This is a genomic window from uncultured Shewanella sp., from assembly GCF_947491715.1.
In the GTDB taxonomy this organism is placed as follows: Bacteria; Pseudomonadota; Gammaproteobacteria; order Enterobacterales; family Shewanellaceae; genus Shewanella.
In genome coordinates, this window is the sequence record NZ_CANLKR010000047.1 from 1 (window position 1) to 15,687 (window position 15,687).

At 39.7% G+C, this 15,687-nt stretch carries 15 protein-coding genes and 1 tRNA gene; 9 read left to right on the plus strand and 7 right to left on the minus strand.

Translation table 11 applies throughout. The features are described from left to right. Positions 1-118 precede the first annotated feature (118 nt). Together Q0779_RS21040 and Q0779_RS21045 are read left to right on the plus strand one after the other, a co-directional pair. Positions 119-194, plus strand: a tRNA-Val gene (locus Q0779_RS21040). Between the two features lie 137 nt (positions 195-331). Next, complete coding sequence (locus Q0779_RS21045; RefSeq protein ID WP_298775718.1) at positions 332-556, plus strand: hypothetical protein; 225 nt, start codon at positions 332-334, stop codon at positions 554-556. 37 nt (positions 557-593) lie between these two features. Here Q0779_RS21045 and Q0779_RS21050 read toward each other — a convergent pair whose 3' ends face one another. Continuing rightward, positions 594-1,814, minus strand: a complete 1,221-nt coding sequence (locus tag Q0779_RS21050; protein ID WP_367180825.1) for an MFS transporter — start codon at positions 1,812-1,814, stop codon at positions 594-596. A 90-nt stretch (positions 1,815-1,904) separates the two neighbouring features. Between Q0779_RS21050 and Q0779_RS21055 the strand changes: the two genes are divergently transcribed. Continuing rightward, the gene (locus tag Q0779_RS21055) at positions 1,905-2,786 is read left to right on the plus strand and encodes a LysR family transcriptional regulator (RefSeq protein ID WP_298775724.1); all 882 of its coding nucleotides are present in this window, start codon (positions 1,905-1,907) and stop codon (positions 2,784-2,786) included. A gap of 26 nt (positions 2,787-2,812) precedes the next feature. Here Q0779_RS21055 and maiA read toward each other — a convergent pair whose 3' ends face one another. The 5 genes from maiA to phhA form a co-directional block, all read right to left on the minus strand. Further along, entirely contained in the window at positions 2,813-3,475 is a 663-nt protein-coding gene (gene maiA / locus Q0779_RS21060; RefSeq protein ID WP_298775726.1) for a maleylacetoacetate isomerase, read from the minus strand. A 66-nt stretch (positions 3,476-3,541) separates the two neighbouring features. Next, entirely contained in the window at positions 3,542-4,528 is a 987-nt protein-coding gene (locus tag Q0779_RS21065; protein WP_298775727.1) for a fumarylacetoacetate hydrolase family protein, read from the minus strand. A gap of 190 nt (positions 4,529-4,718) precedes the next feature. Further along, entirely contained in the window at positions 4,719-6,266 is a 1,548-nt protein-coding gene (gene tyrR / locus Q0779_RS21070; protein WP_298775729.1) for a transcriptional regulator TyrR, read from the minus strand. A gap of 250 nt (positions 6,267-6,516) precedes the next feature. Next, positions 6,517-6,861 carry a 4a-hydroxytetrahydrobiopterin dehydratase gene (locus Q0779_RS21075; RefSeq protein WP_298775731.1) on the minus strand — a complete coding sequence of 115 codons (345 nt, stop codon included), beginning with the start codon at positions 6,859-6,861 and terminating at the stop codon, positions 6,517-6,519. Between the two features lie 20 nt (positions 6,862-6,881). Then, the gene (phhA, locus tag Q0779_RS21080) at positions 6,882-7,682 is read right to left on the minus strand and encodes a phenylalanine 4-monooxygenase (RefSeq protein WP_298775733.1); all 801 of its coding nucleotides are present in this window, start codon (positions 7,680-7,682) and stop codon (positions 6,882-6,884) included. Positions 7,683-8,287: 605 nt separating this feature from the next. Here phhA and galU point away from each other — a divergent pair. The 3 genes from galU to Q0779_RS21095 all read left to right on the plus strand — a co-directional run bounded on the left by galU (position 8,288) and on the right by Q0779_RS21095 (position 11,008). Further along, complete coding sequence (galU, locus tag Q0779_RS21085; RefSeq protein WP_298775735.1) at positions 8,288-9,199, plus strand: UTP--glucose-1-phosphate uridylyltransferase GalU; 912 nt, start codon at positions 8,288-8,290, stop codon at positions 9,197-9,199. Beyond that, complete coding sequence (gene galE, locus Q0779_RS21090) at positions 9,196-10,209, plus strand: UDP-glucose 4-epimerase GalE (protein ID WP_298775736.1); 1,014 nt, start codon at positions 9,196-9,198, stop codon at positions 10,207-10,209. Before galU ends, galE begins: the two co-directional genes overlap by 4 nt. A 394-nt stretch (positions 10,210-10,603) precedes the next feature. Further along, positions 10,604-11,008 carry a polymer-forming cytoskeletal protein gene (locus tag Q0779_RS21095; protein WP_298775737.1) on the plus strand — a complete coding sequence of 135 codons (405 nt, stop codon included), beginning with the start codon at positions 10,604-10,606 and terminating at the stop codon, positions 11,006-11,008. 91 nt (positions 11,009-11,099) lie between these two features. On the opposite strand, the gene Q0779_RS21100 is transcribed toward Q0779_RS21095, so the two are convergent. After that, entirely contained in the window at positions 11,100-11,747 is a 648-nt protein-coding gene (locus Q0779_RS21100; protein ID WP_298775740.1) for a DUF2982 domain-containing protein, read from the minus strand. 331 nt (positions 11,748-12,078) lie between these two features. Between Q0779_RS21100 and Q0779_RS21105 the strand changes: the two genes are divergently transcribed. The 3 genes from Q0779_RS21105 (at position 12,079) to Q0779_RS21115 (ending at position 15,684) form a co-directional block, all read left to right on the plus strand. Continuing rightward, positions 12,079-13,545 (plus strand): capsule assembly Wzi family protein, encoded by a 1,467-nt coding sequence (locus Q0779_RS21105; RefSeq protein ID WP_298775742.1) that lies wholly within the window; start codon positions 12,079-12,081, stop codon positions 13,543-13,545. Between the two features lie 202 nt (positions 13,546-13,747). Then, the gene (locus Q0779_RS21110) at positions 13,748-15,259 is read left to right on the plus strand and encodes an asparagine synthase-related protein (protein WP_298775744.1); all 1,512 of its coding nucleotides are present in this window, start codon (positions 13,748-13,750) and stop codon (positions 15,257-15,259) included. Then, positions 15,256-15,684: an adenylyltransferase/cytidyltransferase family protein gene (locus Q0779_RS21115; RefSeq protein WP_298775746.1), complete on the plus strand. Its 429-nt coding sequence runs from the start codon at positions 15,256-15,258 to the stop codon at positions 15,682-15,684. Before Q0779_RS21110 ends, Q0779_RS21115 begins: the two co-directional genes overlap by 4 nt. Positions 15,685-15,687: the final 3 nt, after the last annotated feature.

Sequence of the window (15,687 nt, forward strand, 5' to 3'; positions counted from 1 at the left end):
AGCTGGGAGAGCACCTCCCTTACAAGGAGGGGGTCACTGGTTCGAGCCCAGTATCGACCACCATTATTTAATCATGATATGAATAAATAATACTGTAAGCCGTAAAAAGAAAGTCCCAGGTCGATTAGCTCAGCTGGGAGAGCACCTCCCTTACAAGGAGGGGGTCACTGGTTCGAGCCCAGTATCGACCACCATTATTTATCCTATCTAATTCAAACGCCTTAATTTAGTCAATTTTCACTCACTTTAGTTGTTTTATTCTCTTATAAAAAAACCAGTAGACTATACTCAATATTAGTACTTTAGTATTAACTGTGATGAGGTAAAACTGATGACTGCTGATATTAACCAATCCACATCCATTGATAGCATTGCCTCCTACCTGAAAACAACGCATCAATATGATGAAAAAACTGCATTACTAGAAGCGAAGCAAATGGTGCATGATCTTGTACAAATGAGACAACAAGGTGTTATTACAGGCTGGTACTTCAATGAACAGGGAAAGTTAGAATTGCTCCCCACCGAAAAAAATCAGCGCACTGTAATAAAATAATCCTTACATTTGCAGTCCATCATATTGCATAGATCAGCTAAGAAAGTGAGAACTTAACACTTTGACTATCAGGCAGTGAAATATATTTGGCAATCAAGAATAACGTGACAACCAAAACGAGCACAACGCCAAATACGACTCCATTCCAACCCCAGTGCTGCCAAAATGGCAATAAATAAGGACCACCAAGCGCCGCACCAATATAATAAACACATAAATACAAGGCTGTCGCCTTAGATCTATGCTCCTGTGCTCTCATGGCTACCCAAGAATTACAACTGCTGTGTAATAAGAAAAAACCAAAGGCACTCAATAAAAAACCGACAAAAATCATTAATGCACTATTAAATAAAGTCAACGAGACACCGATAAACATGAACCCGATGCAAAGCAAACTCACACGGGACAACCCCAATCGGCGGAACCATTTGGCAGAATAATAAGACGCAAAGGTACCACTGAGATAACACAAGAAAATAAAAGTCACCTCAAATCGCCCCCAATAAAAAGGCGCTGCCATTAAATGTAACTGAATATAACTAAATTGATTCACCATCACCATAAATGCCAGTCCAGCAATGCAATACACTAACCGCATCTTTAAATCATTTAAGTGTAAGGCAAAACCTGAGATATCAGCTTTGCTCACATAACCTTTCACTTGTCCTTTAATGGAAGGAACAAAACGACAGCCTGGTAAAAAGTAACTCGACAAAAAACAGCCTACTAAGGTTAACACGAACAAAGTTTGCATCGATTGAGACCAAGTGAAATATTCAGACAAAGTCCCCCCCAATAATCGACCTAAAATACCCCCAAAACTGTTCACCGTAATATAAATCGCCCCCGCTTTTAATAATGAATCTTGACCTAACTCATCTTTAAAATAGGCCATAGCCACTGCAGGTAACGCAGCAAGTAATACTCCTTGTATCATTCTCAATATAAGTAACAGAGAAAAGTCGTGAGTCCATATCATTAAAAAATCGAGTAATGCGATTAAATATAAACTCACCATCGCCGGTTTTTTACGGCCAATACGATCAGACATGATGGCGAAAAACAATAAAGAAATAGCTAAGGTAAAACTGGTTACCGATAATAATAATGTCGCTTGGCTCATCGAGACCATGAAATGTTCAGCGATTAAAGGCAACATACCTTGTACTAAATACAAATTGATATACACCACAACCGAGGCAATGGACACTCCGGCAATGAGTCTCCTTTCTTTGTTCACTTGATCCATCGCTAACATTAATAGGCTACTAAAAAAGTAGACATAGTTTATCAATGCCACTAGCATAACAATAATAAATAAAAACTATCCAACCTATAAATTTTTGTTATGGATATAAAACAGCTTAATCACCTCAACGCATTAGTTGATACCGGCAGCTTTACTAAAGCGGCTGCACAATTACATATTGCACAACCAGCATTAAGCCAAAGCATTAAACGTTTAGAGCTAGCCCTAGGCGTGACATTAATCGATAGGCATTATCAAAGCAGGAATAAGCCCGTCAGCCTTACAGCAGAAGGCCAAGCATTACATACCCATGCCAAGCTCATTTTAAAGCAAGTGCAGCAAGCTGAAGCCCATATCAAATCCATGGCGAATTTAACGCGAGGAGAAGTGAGAGTGGCCGTATCGGGTATGTTAGGGTCATTCTATCTCCCCTCTCGATTAATGGCATTTAGGCATCAACACCCAAGCTTGAAACTGTCACTCTTTGAAGGAGGCACACGGCATGCATTAACAATGCTCCAAAATGAAGATGTTGATATCGCCATTGTCACTGCAGATGATCTCACTGATGAATTTGATAGTCATTTATTATTACAAGAGCAAATGGTCGTCGCCGTTGGTCAAAATCATCCATTAGCGAAACAAAACAATGTTACTCTCACTCAATTTTTTAATCATGAATTAGTGATGTTTCAGCCGGGATACTTCCATCGAGAGTGGGTATTAAAACAAGCTAAACGACTCAATCTTAATGCTAATATTGCTTTTGAAACAAACCTCATCAATTTAATTAAACAAGTGATTGCACAAGAATTTGCTATATCGAGTGTACTCAAAATGGTCATTGAAAATGAAACCACTATTTTAGCAAAGCCTTTCAACCCACCGATGCTTTTAGACCTTCATATTGCTTGGAAAAAACAACGCCCTATCAGCCAAGCAGATAGAGCGTTTGTTAATTTTTTAATGGAGAACCGATAAAGTTCACAGAAAATCAGATAAGAATATTAACTGGCATCGGGCTGATTTTCAGGCCTAGCATCGTTAAAGGCCGCTAATTCAAGACAGGCGGCATTCACTCTCATGATATTGGAATAAGGCGTCAAGTCGACGCCAAAACGCTCTGCATTGTACACTTGTGGTACCAAACATACGTCCGCCATCGACACTGTGTCGCCATAACAATATAAACCTGACACTCGAGTCAATTGGGCTTCTAACGCCGTAAAGCCTTGCTCAATCCAATGCCTATACCAAGCCCCCTTATCATCATCATTGATGTTTAACTGACTCGACAAGTATTGTAATACTCTCAAATTATTTAACGGATGAATATCACATGCTATCGACATTGCCATCGCACGCACATTTGCACGGGCTAAACTTGATGAGGGTAATAAAGCATGTTGAGGATACACTTCATCGAGATACTCCAAGATAGCCAGAGATTGGGTGAGCACTTCACTTTCAAACCCTGTGCTTTCATCATTCACCACAAAACTTGGGACTAATGCTTGCGGATTTAACGCCAAATAAGCCGCTTTGTGCTGCTCTCCACCTGCTTTTACCAAATGAACTGACAATTGTTCAACTGTGATTTCTTTTAAGTTCAATGCAATGCGCACACGATAAGCCGCACTTGAACGCCAATAGCCATAAAGCTTATTCATGGATTGTCCTTTTAATATCGATCCTTTTAAAAAGCGCCACAAAACTGGCGCTGTAGCCGCTAAATATTAACCTTGGTATTGCACCACTTTTTGATCGATCGCCCCAAAAATACTCTGGCCTTGTTCGTCCAACATTTCGATTTTAACGCGATCGCCAAACTGCATAAATGCCGTGCTCGCTTTGCCGTCAGCAATCACTTCCAACATTCTTTTTTCAGCAAGACAACTTGAACCTGCACTGCGATCATAATTTGAAATCGTACCCGACCCCACGATTGCCCCCGCACCTAAAGGTCGTGTTTTAGCCACATGAGAGACCAGTTGACTAAAGTTAAATGTCATATCGACACCTGCATTCGGTTGCCCAAATAAAGCGTCATTCAAATGGGTCATTAATGGAAGGTGAACCTTACTGTCTTGCCATTTATCACCAAGCTCATCGGGTGTAATCGCCACAGGTGAAAAACTACTCGACGGTTTAGCCTGATAAAAGCCAAAACCTTTGGCAAGTTCACCAGGGATCAGATTACGCAGCGACACATCATTAACTAACATCAGTAATTTAATGTGCTTATCGGCATCTTGAGCTCCCACTCCCATGGGCACATCATCAGTGATCACCGCTATTTCTGACTCAAAATCAATGCCCCATTCTTCGCTAGCTAGAGGAATATCGGCTTTCGGTTGAATAAAGCAATCAGAGCCACCTTGATAAACAAGGGGATCATGCCAAAATGTCTCAGGCATTTGAGCCCCTCGCGCTTGACGAACAAGCTCAACATGATTCACATAGGCACTTCCATCTGCCCATTGATAAGCTCTAGGCAAAGGCGAATGACATTGAGATTCATCAAAGTCGAGACTGTTCTCAATGAGTCCTTCGTTTAAAGCATCATAAAGCTCTTGCAATTGAGGATAAAGCAACGCCCAAGAATCCAATAACTGTTGCATAGTGTGGGCTATCGCTGGCACAGCAACGGCCTTTGATAAATCGCGACTGACGAGCATTAGTTGACCATCACGGGTTCCGTTATCATAACTTGCTAATTTCATATGATCCTCATTTATTGTCAAAAATTAAGACAATGCTTATTTTATTTTTCTCTGCAAGAAGCCTACCTTCATCCCGTGAGAGATAATATTATTTTGATAAAAATAGATAGCAAAGAAAAAGAAAAGATGCGTAAAGTCTTCGTTACAAAAGGTCGCAACTGTAGCGACCTCAATAAAAAAGTAAAATGAATTACGAAACAGGTTTAGGCTTACTGATTTTATACTCTCTTAATTTATTCGCAATCGCAGTATGAGATACGCCTAATTTTTTTGCCAACTGTCGAGTACTGGGATAAGCAGGGTATAAACGTCTGAGCAAGTTGGACTCAAATTCCTTCATTGCTTCATCTAAACAGCCTTCAAACTCTTCATCAAAATAACCAAAACCTTCTGCATAGGAAGGTAGCTTCAATTGCTCAATCGTTAACTCTGTATGCCCATCCCACATAGACACCGCCCTGAAAATAGCATTTTTCAGCTGACGTACATTACCGGGCCATGCATAATCTAATAAATGCTCACGGCACGCCGCGGAGATCCGCCTAATAGGAATAGAAAGCTGTTGGCTATAATGCTCTAAAAACATTTCAGTTAAAGGCAGCACATCCACTTTTCGCTCTCGTAAAGCTGGCATGTGGAAACTCAACACGTGAATACGATAGTAAAGATCTTCTCTAAAGGCGCCACTTTGACATAACTCTGCTAGGTTTTTTTGAGTCGAACAAATAATCCTAACATCGACCCTCACTTCCTCATTACCGCCCACTCTTCTAAAACTGCCATCTTGCAAAAAGCGTAACAACTTCACTTGAGCTGAGGTTGACATTTCAGCAATTTCATCCAGAAAAATCGTTCCTCCATCCCCTTCTTCAAAAAGACCTTTCTTAGAAACGGCACCTTTATTCACATAACCAAATAACTCCTCTTCCGCCGCGCTGTCTGGCATAGCGGCGCAATTAATGGCAATAAAAGGGCTTTCTCTTCGCATGCAAGCATCATGGCAAGCCCTAGCCATCAATTCTTTGCCAGTTCCCGTTTCTCCAGTGATCAACAAAGGAGCATCAAGCTGAGCCATTCGCCGAGCTTGTGTCAGTACGGATTTCATTTTATCACTGCTTGCTAAAACTGTCTCAAAGCCTGAAGATTGATTTTGCAGTGCATTAAACTGCTTTCCTACCCGTGCAGGGGATTTAAGCAGAACCACCGCCCCCGCTAAAATGGAACCACTGGGTCCATCAGGTAAATAGATAGGTAGCATTTCAGCTAAATATTCATTATCACCTATCGTGACTCGCGTTGCTTGCGCTAAGACTTGTGCTTCACTCAACCAACGGCTAAAGTTGACTCCTTGAACCCAATGGTTGAGGGGCTCATCTTGCACTTCTTGCTCTGACATCCCTAAGGTTTGTAAAGCCGATTCATTAACGATGCAAATTTTTCCCTTTGCATCCAGTGAAAAAACACTATCAGGCAATGTTTTCAATAATGTCTTAAGCGCATAATGTTCTTGTTCTGAAGGCATAAAAGATACCGTTCTAACATCATGTACGCCTTCAACTTTACGAATTAAGGGAAGTAATTCGCTCAATATATCAAAATTAACTTCAGCAAACTGCAAATAAAGAAAACCTTGATTACTTGCATCAATGGCAAATAAATTAATGCTATAGCCTTCCATGATAGTTAAAATATCTTTTGCTAAACCAACACGATCCAAACAGCTGACTTCCAAACGCATAATTTACCCTTTCCTTTTCGATATCAACTCGACCTGAACGCGACTCTTTAACATATAAACAATGAGCCGTTAGCGAACAAAACGATGCACTGATGGTTTAATGGATTAAACCAAACCCGAGATGACATTGGATATTTAGTGGGTATACGGTAAAAGGTTATCACGAATGTGGCAAGCATAGTTTACAAAGCGACCAAAAAAACAATAAAAAATGGCGCAAAAAAGCGCCATTTTATCTTGTATTAAACTATTATTCTGTCACTAATAACTTATCCGTTTTAGCGGCCATAATAAAATCATTCTGATGTAGGCCTTTCACAGAGTGAGACCACCAAGTAACCGTCACTTTACCCCATTCGGTTAATATACCTGGATGATGAAAATCCGCTTCTGCCAAATCGGCTAACGCATTCGTAAACACCATCGCTAACCTAAAGTTTTTGAACTTAAACACTCTTTCAAGTTGCATCACACCATCACGAACCACGACGGTCCAATCTGGGATCAATTTGATTAACGTTGCCAATTCTTCATCAGACACTTGAGGCGCCCCCACTTGACAGGCTTCACATTGCATATCTGCTAATTTGGTCATTATTATTCCTTCGCACTTATTTATGATGATAATTTCTGCTTTTGTTCAAATTTAGCGGGCAATAAGCCCAATTTTATCGCTTCTTTCACATAGGCCATGATATCCATTTTAGTAATATCATCTAGCACGCTAATATGATCTATCGCGTAATAAACAGGCTGCATGATATCGATACGATAAGGTGTTCGTAATACTTCAAGTAGATCAAAAGGCTTAATTTCTGGCGTTGGTCCTGTGACATAAAGCGTTTCACCCGGCGAGCTCAAAATTCCGCCACCATAAATTCTCAGAGTTTCAGGATCCGATTGAATGAGCCCGAACTCAACGGTAAACCAGTAGAGCCGAGCTAAGTACACCCGCTCTTGCGGCGTGGCAGCCAAACCTAATTGGCCATAAAGATGAGAAAAATGAGCAAATGACGGATTAGTCAATAAGGGACAATGTCCGAAAATCTCATGAAAAATATCGGGTTCTTGGAGATAATCAAGTTCCTGTTTATTACGAATAAAAGTCGCCACAGGAAAAGACTTATTAGCCAAGAGTTCAAAAAATCGACCAAAAGAAATAAGAGCAGGAACTGCCGCTGTCTTCCAGCCAGTGGTATCTAATAAAACTTTATCAATCTCAAATAATTGGGGGATCCTACTGCGAGGTAAAGATAAGGCGTCTAGCCCCAATAGATATTCCTCACAGGCTCGACCCGGCAATTTATCCAGCTGCCGAGTATACAATTGACACCAAGTATCATGTTCATCTTGAGGATATTGTATCACCCCGTTCAAATCAGCACTACGAGCAATATATTGTGTTTTTGTATTCATCGTTATTCACACACATTCGGTTGCAACTCTATTCATAGTTAACTAAAGCAAGCGTTTTGTTAACTATGATGCACTTAATTCTTTCGAGTGTTCATAATATTTTCGTAAAATTTTTGTTACACCTATTTCCAGAGCTATACCCAAACCACTTGAAGATGCAGGATTCAGCTGGAATTAAAACGCGTTTAGGCAAGGTCATTAATTGCTCCTGCATAAATGACATTTCCATCATCCATGATGGTCAGCTTGAACAGCGTGCTTAGTTATTCTAAGTTGATATTCAATAACGCAGAATAAAAGTGTTTGCTTTTACATATAAAGAGGCCAGCCCGTTGGGAGCCTGTAAAAAGACTAACTTCTACGTTGCATCACCTCAAAAGGCAATAAGCATTCTTTCAATAATGCGCCTTGAATTAAGCCTTTTTACGGGCTCTGAAAACATGCACTTTCAAGTGGTTTGGGTATATAATATGTGGTTGAGATTGGACAGAAATTGCGTGATGAAGATTTATTTCACCCATTGCCTACAAAAACAGTTTTGATATCACTATTTTGTCCGTAATATAGCATTACTCTCTGCACTCTTTAAAAGACTAAGGAAGAAAATGCAGTCTAATCAAATTCGCAAAGCCGTCATTCCTGTTGCAGGTTTAGGCACCCGTATGTTACCCGCAACAAAAGCCATTCCAAAAGAAATGCTACCGGTAATGGATAAGCCATTGATCCAATATGTTGTCAACGAAGCTATCGCAGCTGGGATTGATGAAATTGTGCTGGTCACCCACGCGAGTAAAAATTCCATTGAAAATCATTTTGATACCAGTTTTGAACTTGAAGCTCAGCTTGAAAGTCGTGTCAAAAGACAATTATTATCTGAAGTACAAGCCATTTGTCCAAGTCATGTTTCGGTGATCAGCGTCCGTCAGTCTCAAGCAAAAGGCCTAGGCCATGCCATTTCTTGTGCTTACCCCGTTGTTGGGAATCAACCTTTTGCAGTGCTGCTACCTGATGTCATTGTCGATAGTGCGAGTTGTCATCTACACATAGATAACTTGGCGGGCATGGTTAAACTATACAATGAAACACAAGTGAGCCAAATCATGGTCGAAGGTGTCCCTCAAGATCAAGTGGATCAATATGGTATTGCAGATGTCAATGGTCATCCCTTGTCACCTGGTGAGTCATACCCTTTAGCACAACTGGTTGAAAAACCAAAAGTCAATGAAGCACCTTCTAATTTAAGTGTTGTCGGACGGTATATCCTTCCTGCTGAAATATGGCCCTTATTAGCAAAAACGCCTGCAGGTGCGGGTAATGAGATCCAACTCACTGACGCCATTGCTATGCTGATGGAAAAACAAACCGTTAATGCTTATTATATGCAAGGTAAAAGTCATGACTGCGGTAATAAAATGGGCTATATGCAAGCTACAGTAGAGCACGCACTTCGGCACAAAGAAATCGGTAATGACTTTAAAGAATATCTAGTAAATCTTGTTAAGGATATGAAAATATGACTATTTTAGTCACAGGTGGCGCTGGGTATATAGGCAGCCATACCGTAGTCGAATTATTAAATTCAGGGCAAGATGTTGTCGTACTCGACAACTTAAGCAATGCCAGTGTCACAGCGCTATCTCGCGTTGAACAAATTACCCAGAAAAGCATCACTTTTTACCAAGGTGACGTGCTCAATAAAGCTTTTTTACAAAAAGTCTTTACCGATCATTCAATTCGCTCTGTTATTCACTTTGCTGGTCTAAAAGCAGTAGGTGAATCCGTTGAACAACCTTTACGCTATTATGAAAATAATGTGACGGGCACGCTATCGCTTTGCGAAGTCATGAACGAATTTAATGTTAAGAACCTAGTCTTTAGTTCATCAGCAACGGTTTATGGCGATCCTGCATCTTTACCTATCACCGAAAACTTTCCCATTTCCGCCACCAACCCCTATGGCCAATCTAAACTCATGGTAGAAAATATTTTATCTGATCTACATCAAGCAGATAATACATGGAATATCGCAAGGTTACGTTACTTTAATCCTGTTGGCGCCCACCCAAGTGGGCTAATTGGTGAAGATCCCAATGACATTCCCAATAATTTAATGCCGTTTATTTCCCAAGTGGCTGTAGGAAAAAGAGATAAGCTCAGTGTCTTCGGTAATGATTACAACACCCATGACGGAACAGGTGTTCGCGATTATATTCATGTCGTTGATCTTGCCCTTGGTCACCTTAAGGCACTCGAAAAGCTTAACACCCAGCCTGGACTCGTGACGTATAATTTAGGCACGGGTCAAGGCTATAGCGTGCTTGAAATGATCCATGCATTTGAACAAGCTTGCCATAAACCTATTCCCTATCAAATAACAGCGAGACGCCCAGGTGATATAGCGGCCTGCTACGCCGCACCTCAAAAGGCACAAACAGAATTAAACTGGCAAGCCAGTCATACGCTTGATGATATGGTAAAAAGTAGCTGGCATTGGCAATCTAATAACCCTAACGGTTATACTGACTAGGCAAATTGAACATCGCAGTCGCTCTTATCGGCTGCGTTCTTTCCATGAAAAAATCAAAATACAAACACAATAAAAACAATTAACTTACAATATAGTTTGCAAACCTTCACCACGCTTAAAATTCATTCATTACGATCAGTGAATAAAAACGACTTTAAACCCTCAACAAGTTCAACATAATGTTCATATTTAGAGCAGTAAGGATTTTTATACTTCTTTAATTTAACAATGTATACCGTTTTAATGCCATTACCTGACTATTAAAAATAGTACTATTGACTTTCAATTCATTTGAGCCAAAAAAATGACATTAAAGTGCCAAATTTTAGTGGTTTTCTTGGCTGAGCTTTAGCGTTAATATAATACAAACCCTGATCCCATGAAGATAGATCCGATGTTCAAAAAAAGCAAAACAGGTGGACTCACCTTTATCGCCCAAGGTACAAAATTAACGGGGGATATACAATTTACTGATGAAGCACTCATATCCGGTGAATTGCAAGGTACTATCCAATCGACAAGTAATATTAATATTGAACTAGATGGCTATGTTGAAGGCGAGCTTCAGTGTGTAGAGCTGAGAGTCTCTGGTAGTTTTAAAGGAAAATTAAACTGCAACAAACTCAACATTACCAGTACTGGTCGAGTCGATGGTGAAGTCAATTGCCAATCAATGGAAATTTTTGAAGGCGGACAATTTATTGGCATGCGTGTACGGGAAAGTGCAGAATTACTTTCTAATACTTACACACCATCAGAGCCTGCAAAACAATTAGCAGAAAATCCTGCTACCAGTTAAAATTTGACCCTGTATCAAATGGCCGATGGTAACAGATAAGGCTAGCTTACCTTTTAAAGTTAGCCTTATTTAGCCTCTTAAAAAGCCCCTTTTAAACCTTGGTTCGGTACTCTTTCAATAGTTGTACAAACGCTTCCCCTTCCCTGTCCAAGCTATCAAAAGGAATAAATAAATGATATCCCAAATATTTATTCAACATTAAGCTTCGATGGCCAAACATCGCCAGCACTCCCCTATAACGCTCATTATTAACTTCCAATGGCGTAAACTCAGCTCCTAAGTAGGTCTCTAATGTGGCAATATCTTCATCTTGTGCAGAAGCCGTCATTAATAATGGACGTTGCTCGGTGAGTAAACCGGTAGCTAATCGAGGAGAAATCACATCTAATACTGCATTAATGGATTTCACCTTTAACCCCACATAAGGCAAAGTGATCCACTGCCCATTATGATGTACATTTGGAATATCAATACGCTGAATATTGCTCCAATCAAGCCACACCTCACCTCGACGATGAAAATAACGTAAACCTTCACCATTAAGTGTTAATGTCGTATTCGGTTCAAGCTGCTTAGCCGCACCTAAAATCGTCACAATCATTCCAACAGAAAAAAAAACTAGCCCGATAGCAAAATTATCTTTGTTCTGCAAAAACAGAATAATACCTGCTATTAATGCCATCCCCCCCACGAGAGTGAGTGTGATCCCATTACGCTTGGAAAGCGGATGAATATTCATAATCGTAAACCTGAGCTTTCATTTTATTTTTCACCTTATTATACGCATTTACATAAGCCTTGCTTACCTTTCAATTCTACATTGTAAATATTTAGGTTTATTTCAATGGCAATAAATCAGACAGTGGTATGACGTCAATATTTTCAACTAGCTGTAATAAAAGAAAAATATCAAAAATCTTCATAAGGAGGACAAAAAACAAACAGATAACTATACAAAAGTCTTATTTAGATCACATTTTTATCTTTTCTATAAAATACATTTCTCCTATATACTACTGCGCAAACAAAAAACACTTAACATACTGCCAGCATTAACGATTGAGACACAAATGAAATTTAAATTATTATCAGGGATCCTGCTTTTAAGTATTAATTCCGTGCAAGCTGCATGGTGGGTTGAGCCAGATGATCTGGCGCTAAGAGCCGATATTCAACTATTAGCCGACACAGGGGTCATTCTTCAACCCGTTACTACTTACCCGCTTATGTGGGCAGGTTTGAAACAAGACATGGATAAAGCCGATGTCAACACACTGACCCCTCAGCAAACTGCAGCCTATGGACGTGTCAGCCAAGCTTTTGAAAAAGACACAAAAGCCATTGATACAAGCGTTGAAATTGCTGCGGCATCAGACACAACACGCTTTATTGGTTTCGGCCAAGATTATCGTGATAAGGGCCAATTAACCGTCAATGCCAATGTCACTAAAGATTGGTTTAGTGGAAGATTATCGGCCAGTTATCATGTTGATCCCATTGATGGCAATAGCGCACGCTTAGATAATAGTTTTGCTGCAGTCATGCTAGGCAATTGGATTTTTAGTGCGGGCGTACAACAAATGTATTGGGGTCCTGGGTGGGATACAGGCCTTATTCAAACCACTAACGCTAGGCCCATGCCAGGTATTAGCTTAACACGTAATAACAGTCATGCCTTTGAAACACCTTGGCTTAATTGGATTGGTCCTTGGACTTATACAGCCAGCTTTAGCCAAATGGAAAGCGATAGGTATATCTCTGATACAAAGCTGTGGCGCACCCGTGCAACACTAAGACCTATTTCCAAATTAGAAGTGGGCTTTTCTTGGGCTATGCAATGGGGCGGTGAAGGCTACGGTAATAGCTTCAGCGACTGGTGGGATGGATTATCCAATGGCGGACAAAACGAAAATGATTTAGACAACGGTCAAGAAAACATGTTAGCTGGATATGATTTTCGTTGGTCCGATACCGCCTTTGGGATCCCTTATGGGATCTATTTTGAGCGTATCCATGAAGATTTTCATACTGAAAAAGTAAAACTCATTAACGCCTCTAACATGGGCGGCATCGATGTCTTTATCACTCAATTAAACACCCGCCTTTTCCTTGAGTATACCGATACAAAAGTCGCATGTGGTATCGACCCTAACGCATATAATTGCATGTATGAACATGGCTTCTATCAAGACGGCTACCGTTATTATGACAGAAGCATCGGCAGTACTTACGATAATGACTCAGAAACCTTAGTATTGGGCGCGATAACTCAATTAGACGACAATCAAAATATTACTAACAAATTACGTTGGCTAAGATTAAATGTGGACGGCATTGATAACGCCCATCCTGATGGCGGCAATAAAGTGTCATCGGATCAGTACGAGCGTATGTATCAATTCGATACCAGCTACCACAGACCTCTTTATAACGGTACCTTGAAAGTAGGCGGTACCATTGGGTATAGCCAATACGTCACCACAGGTGGACATGACTGGGACACTACCATTTATGCCGGTTGGGGCCGTAGTTTCTAATTAAGCAGTATGATTTACTGTCTGTGAGATGACCCAAAACTGTTGACCCTTGTACTTCATTATCTTTATGAATTACAAGGGTGCTTTTTTCTTAATCATAATGCTAACGAGAGTTACAGTGACTATGATTAAGTCTAGTTGCTATTAAGGATTTCAATACTAAAAAATAGAATTAACATGGATATGAATTAAGGACTATTTTATGTGTGGAATATTTATTAGCAGTGATCCTCTAATAAACCCAAGCCAAATAGATACCATAGAAAAAACACTCGCTTTTCGTGGCCCTGATCACCAATCCGGCCTGCTCCAGTTCCAACAATGGTCTATTTATCATTCGAGACTGTCCATAATCGATTTATCAAACAAAGCAAATCAGCCAATATTCGATAAAGCTGGTGGTATACTGTTATTCAATGGAGAAATTCTTAATTATCAGGAATTAGGAAAAAAGCATTTACAAAAAAACTATACCAGTGATACCTTGCTACTCAGCGGGCTAATCATTAATAATAAACTCCATCTTGATGAGTTAGATGGCTTTTTCAGTTTCATCTATATTGATTTATTGGGACAACTACAATATTGCGCACGAGATAAATTTGGTGTTAAGCCCTTATATTTTTATAAAAGAAAAGAATATATTACTATTTCATCTGAGCCTAGCACATTAGCATTACTCTTTAATTTAAAACCAATTACCACCGCAATAGAAGAATATACGATATTAAGAGCCCCGATGTTTAACGGTTCATTCTATCATCATGTACAGCAAGTTTCACCGGGGTATTGCCTCGTCAAAGGATGCTATTTCAATCCCCTTGATCAGTTAACGGGTGAATATCAAACTGTCACTCAACATGAACTTAAACAAGCCCTTATCAAAGGCATCCATTCAAGAACCGTTTCTGATGCAAAAATAGGCCTATTACTCAGTAAAGGCATTGATTCAAACTTAATAAGAATATTGAGCAGTATCGATGCATATTACTCTATTGGCTTAAAAAATGCTCCGGACGTTGACTATCTAAAAACACAATCAATTGACAATATAGTCCTTTATGAATGCACCCCTGATGAATATAAACATAATTTTAAACAGTTACTAAAATTGCGTCACGAACCTATGTCCGTGCCAAATGAAGTACTCCTTGCTATCATCGCTAAAGAAGCGAAAAAAAACAATATTAAAGTATTACTATCCGGAGAAGGCGTTGATGAATTTTTTGGCGGATATGACCGTATTTTTCAATGGGCCCATACCACACCTGTCTTTGATATCGATGAATTTATCCAACTATATTGTTATACTCAGCCACAAAAATCGAGCCATACTTATACCTTACTAGAAGAAATCTTTAAGCAAAATCACTTCCCAAGCCCCTTTGAAGCCGTAAGATGGTTTTTCATACGCTATCACTTACCTATTTTATTTCGCCGCCTCGATTTTGCTTTAATGAGTGCGGGTATTGAAGGACGAGAGCCCCTTGCTAATATCCATACCTTTAATATTGCAGCTAAAATGGCACCAACACAATTAATGGGAAATCCATTAGGAAAAATGCCACTTAGACATCTTATGGCAACAATGAAAAACAATTCCTTTGCATTTGAAAAAAAAATTGGCTTTCCTGTCAATTTACAGACTATTTTTAAACATAAACAGAGCGCTTATCAAATTTGGTTCAACGAGAACCTTAAGGTACTAGAATGATCATTGGCTATACAAGTGGTGTTTACGATCTCTTCCATGTTGGGCATGTGAATTTATTAAGAAATGCAAAAGCCATGTGCGATAAACTCATCGTCGGGGTAACCGTCGATGAACTGGTGCTTTATAAAGGCAAACGTTCTGTCATTCCCTATTATGAACGTATTGAAGTTGTCAGAGCCTGTCAGTACGTCGATGTGGCTATACCACAAAATAATATGGATAAAGTATCAGCAGCCAAAAAAAATCATGCGGAATATTTATTTGTCGGTGATGATTGGTATGACACGCCAAAATGGCAAGAATATGAAGAACAATTGTTATCGGTTAAGTGTCAGGTGATCTATTTTCCTTATTCTCAAGGTACATCCAGCACCCTGATTAACGAAACATTAATTAACTTAAGGAGCAAACAAAATGAAACCTAAATA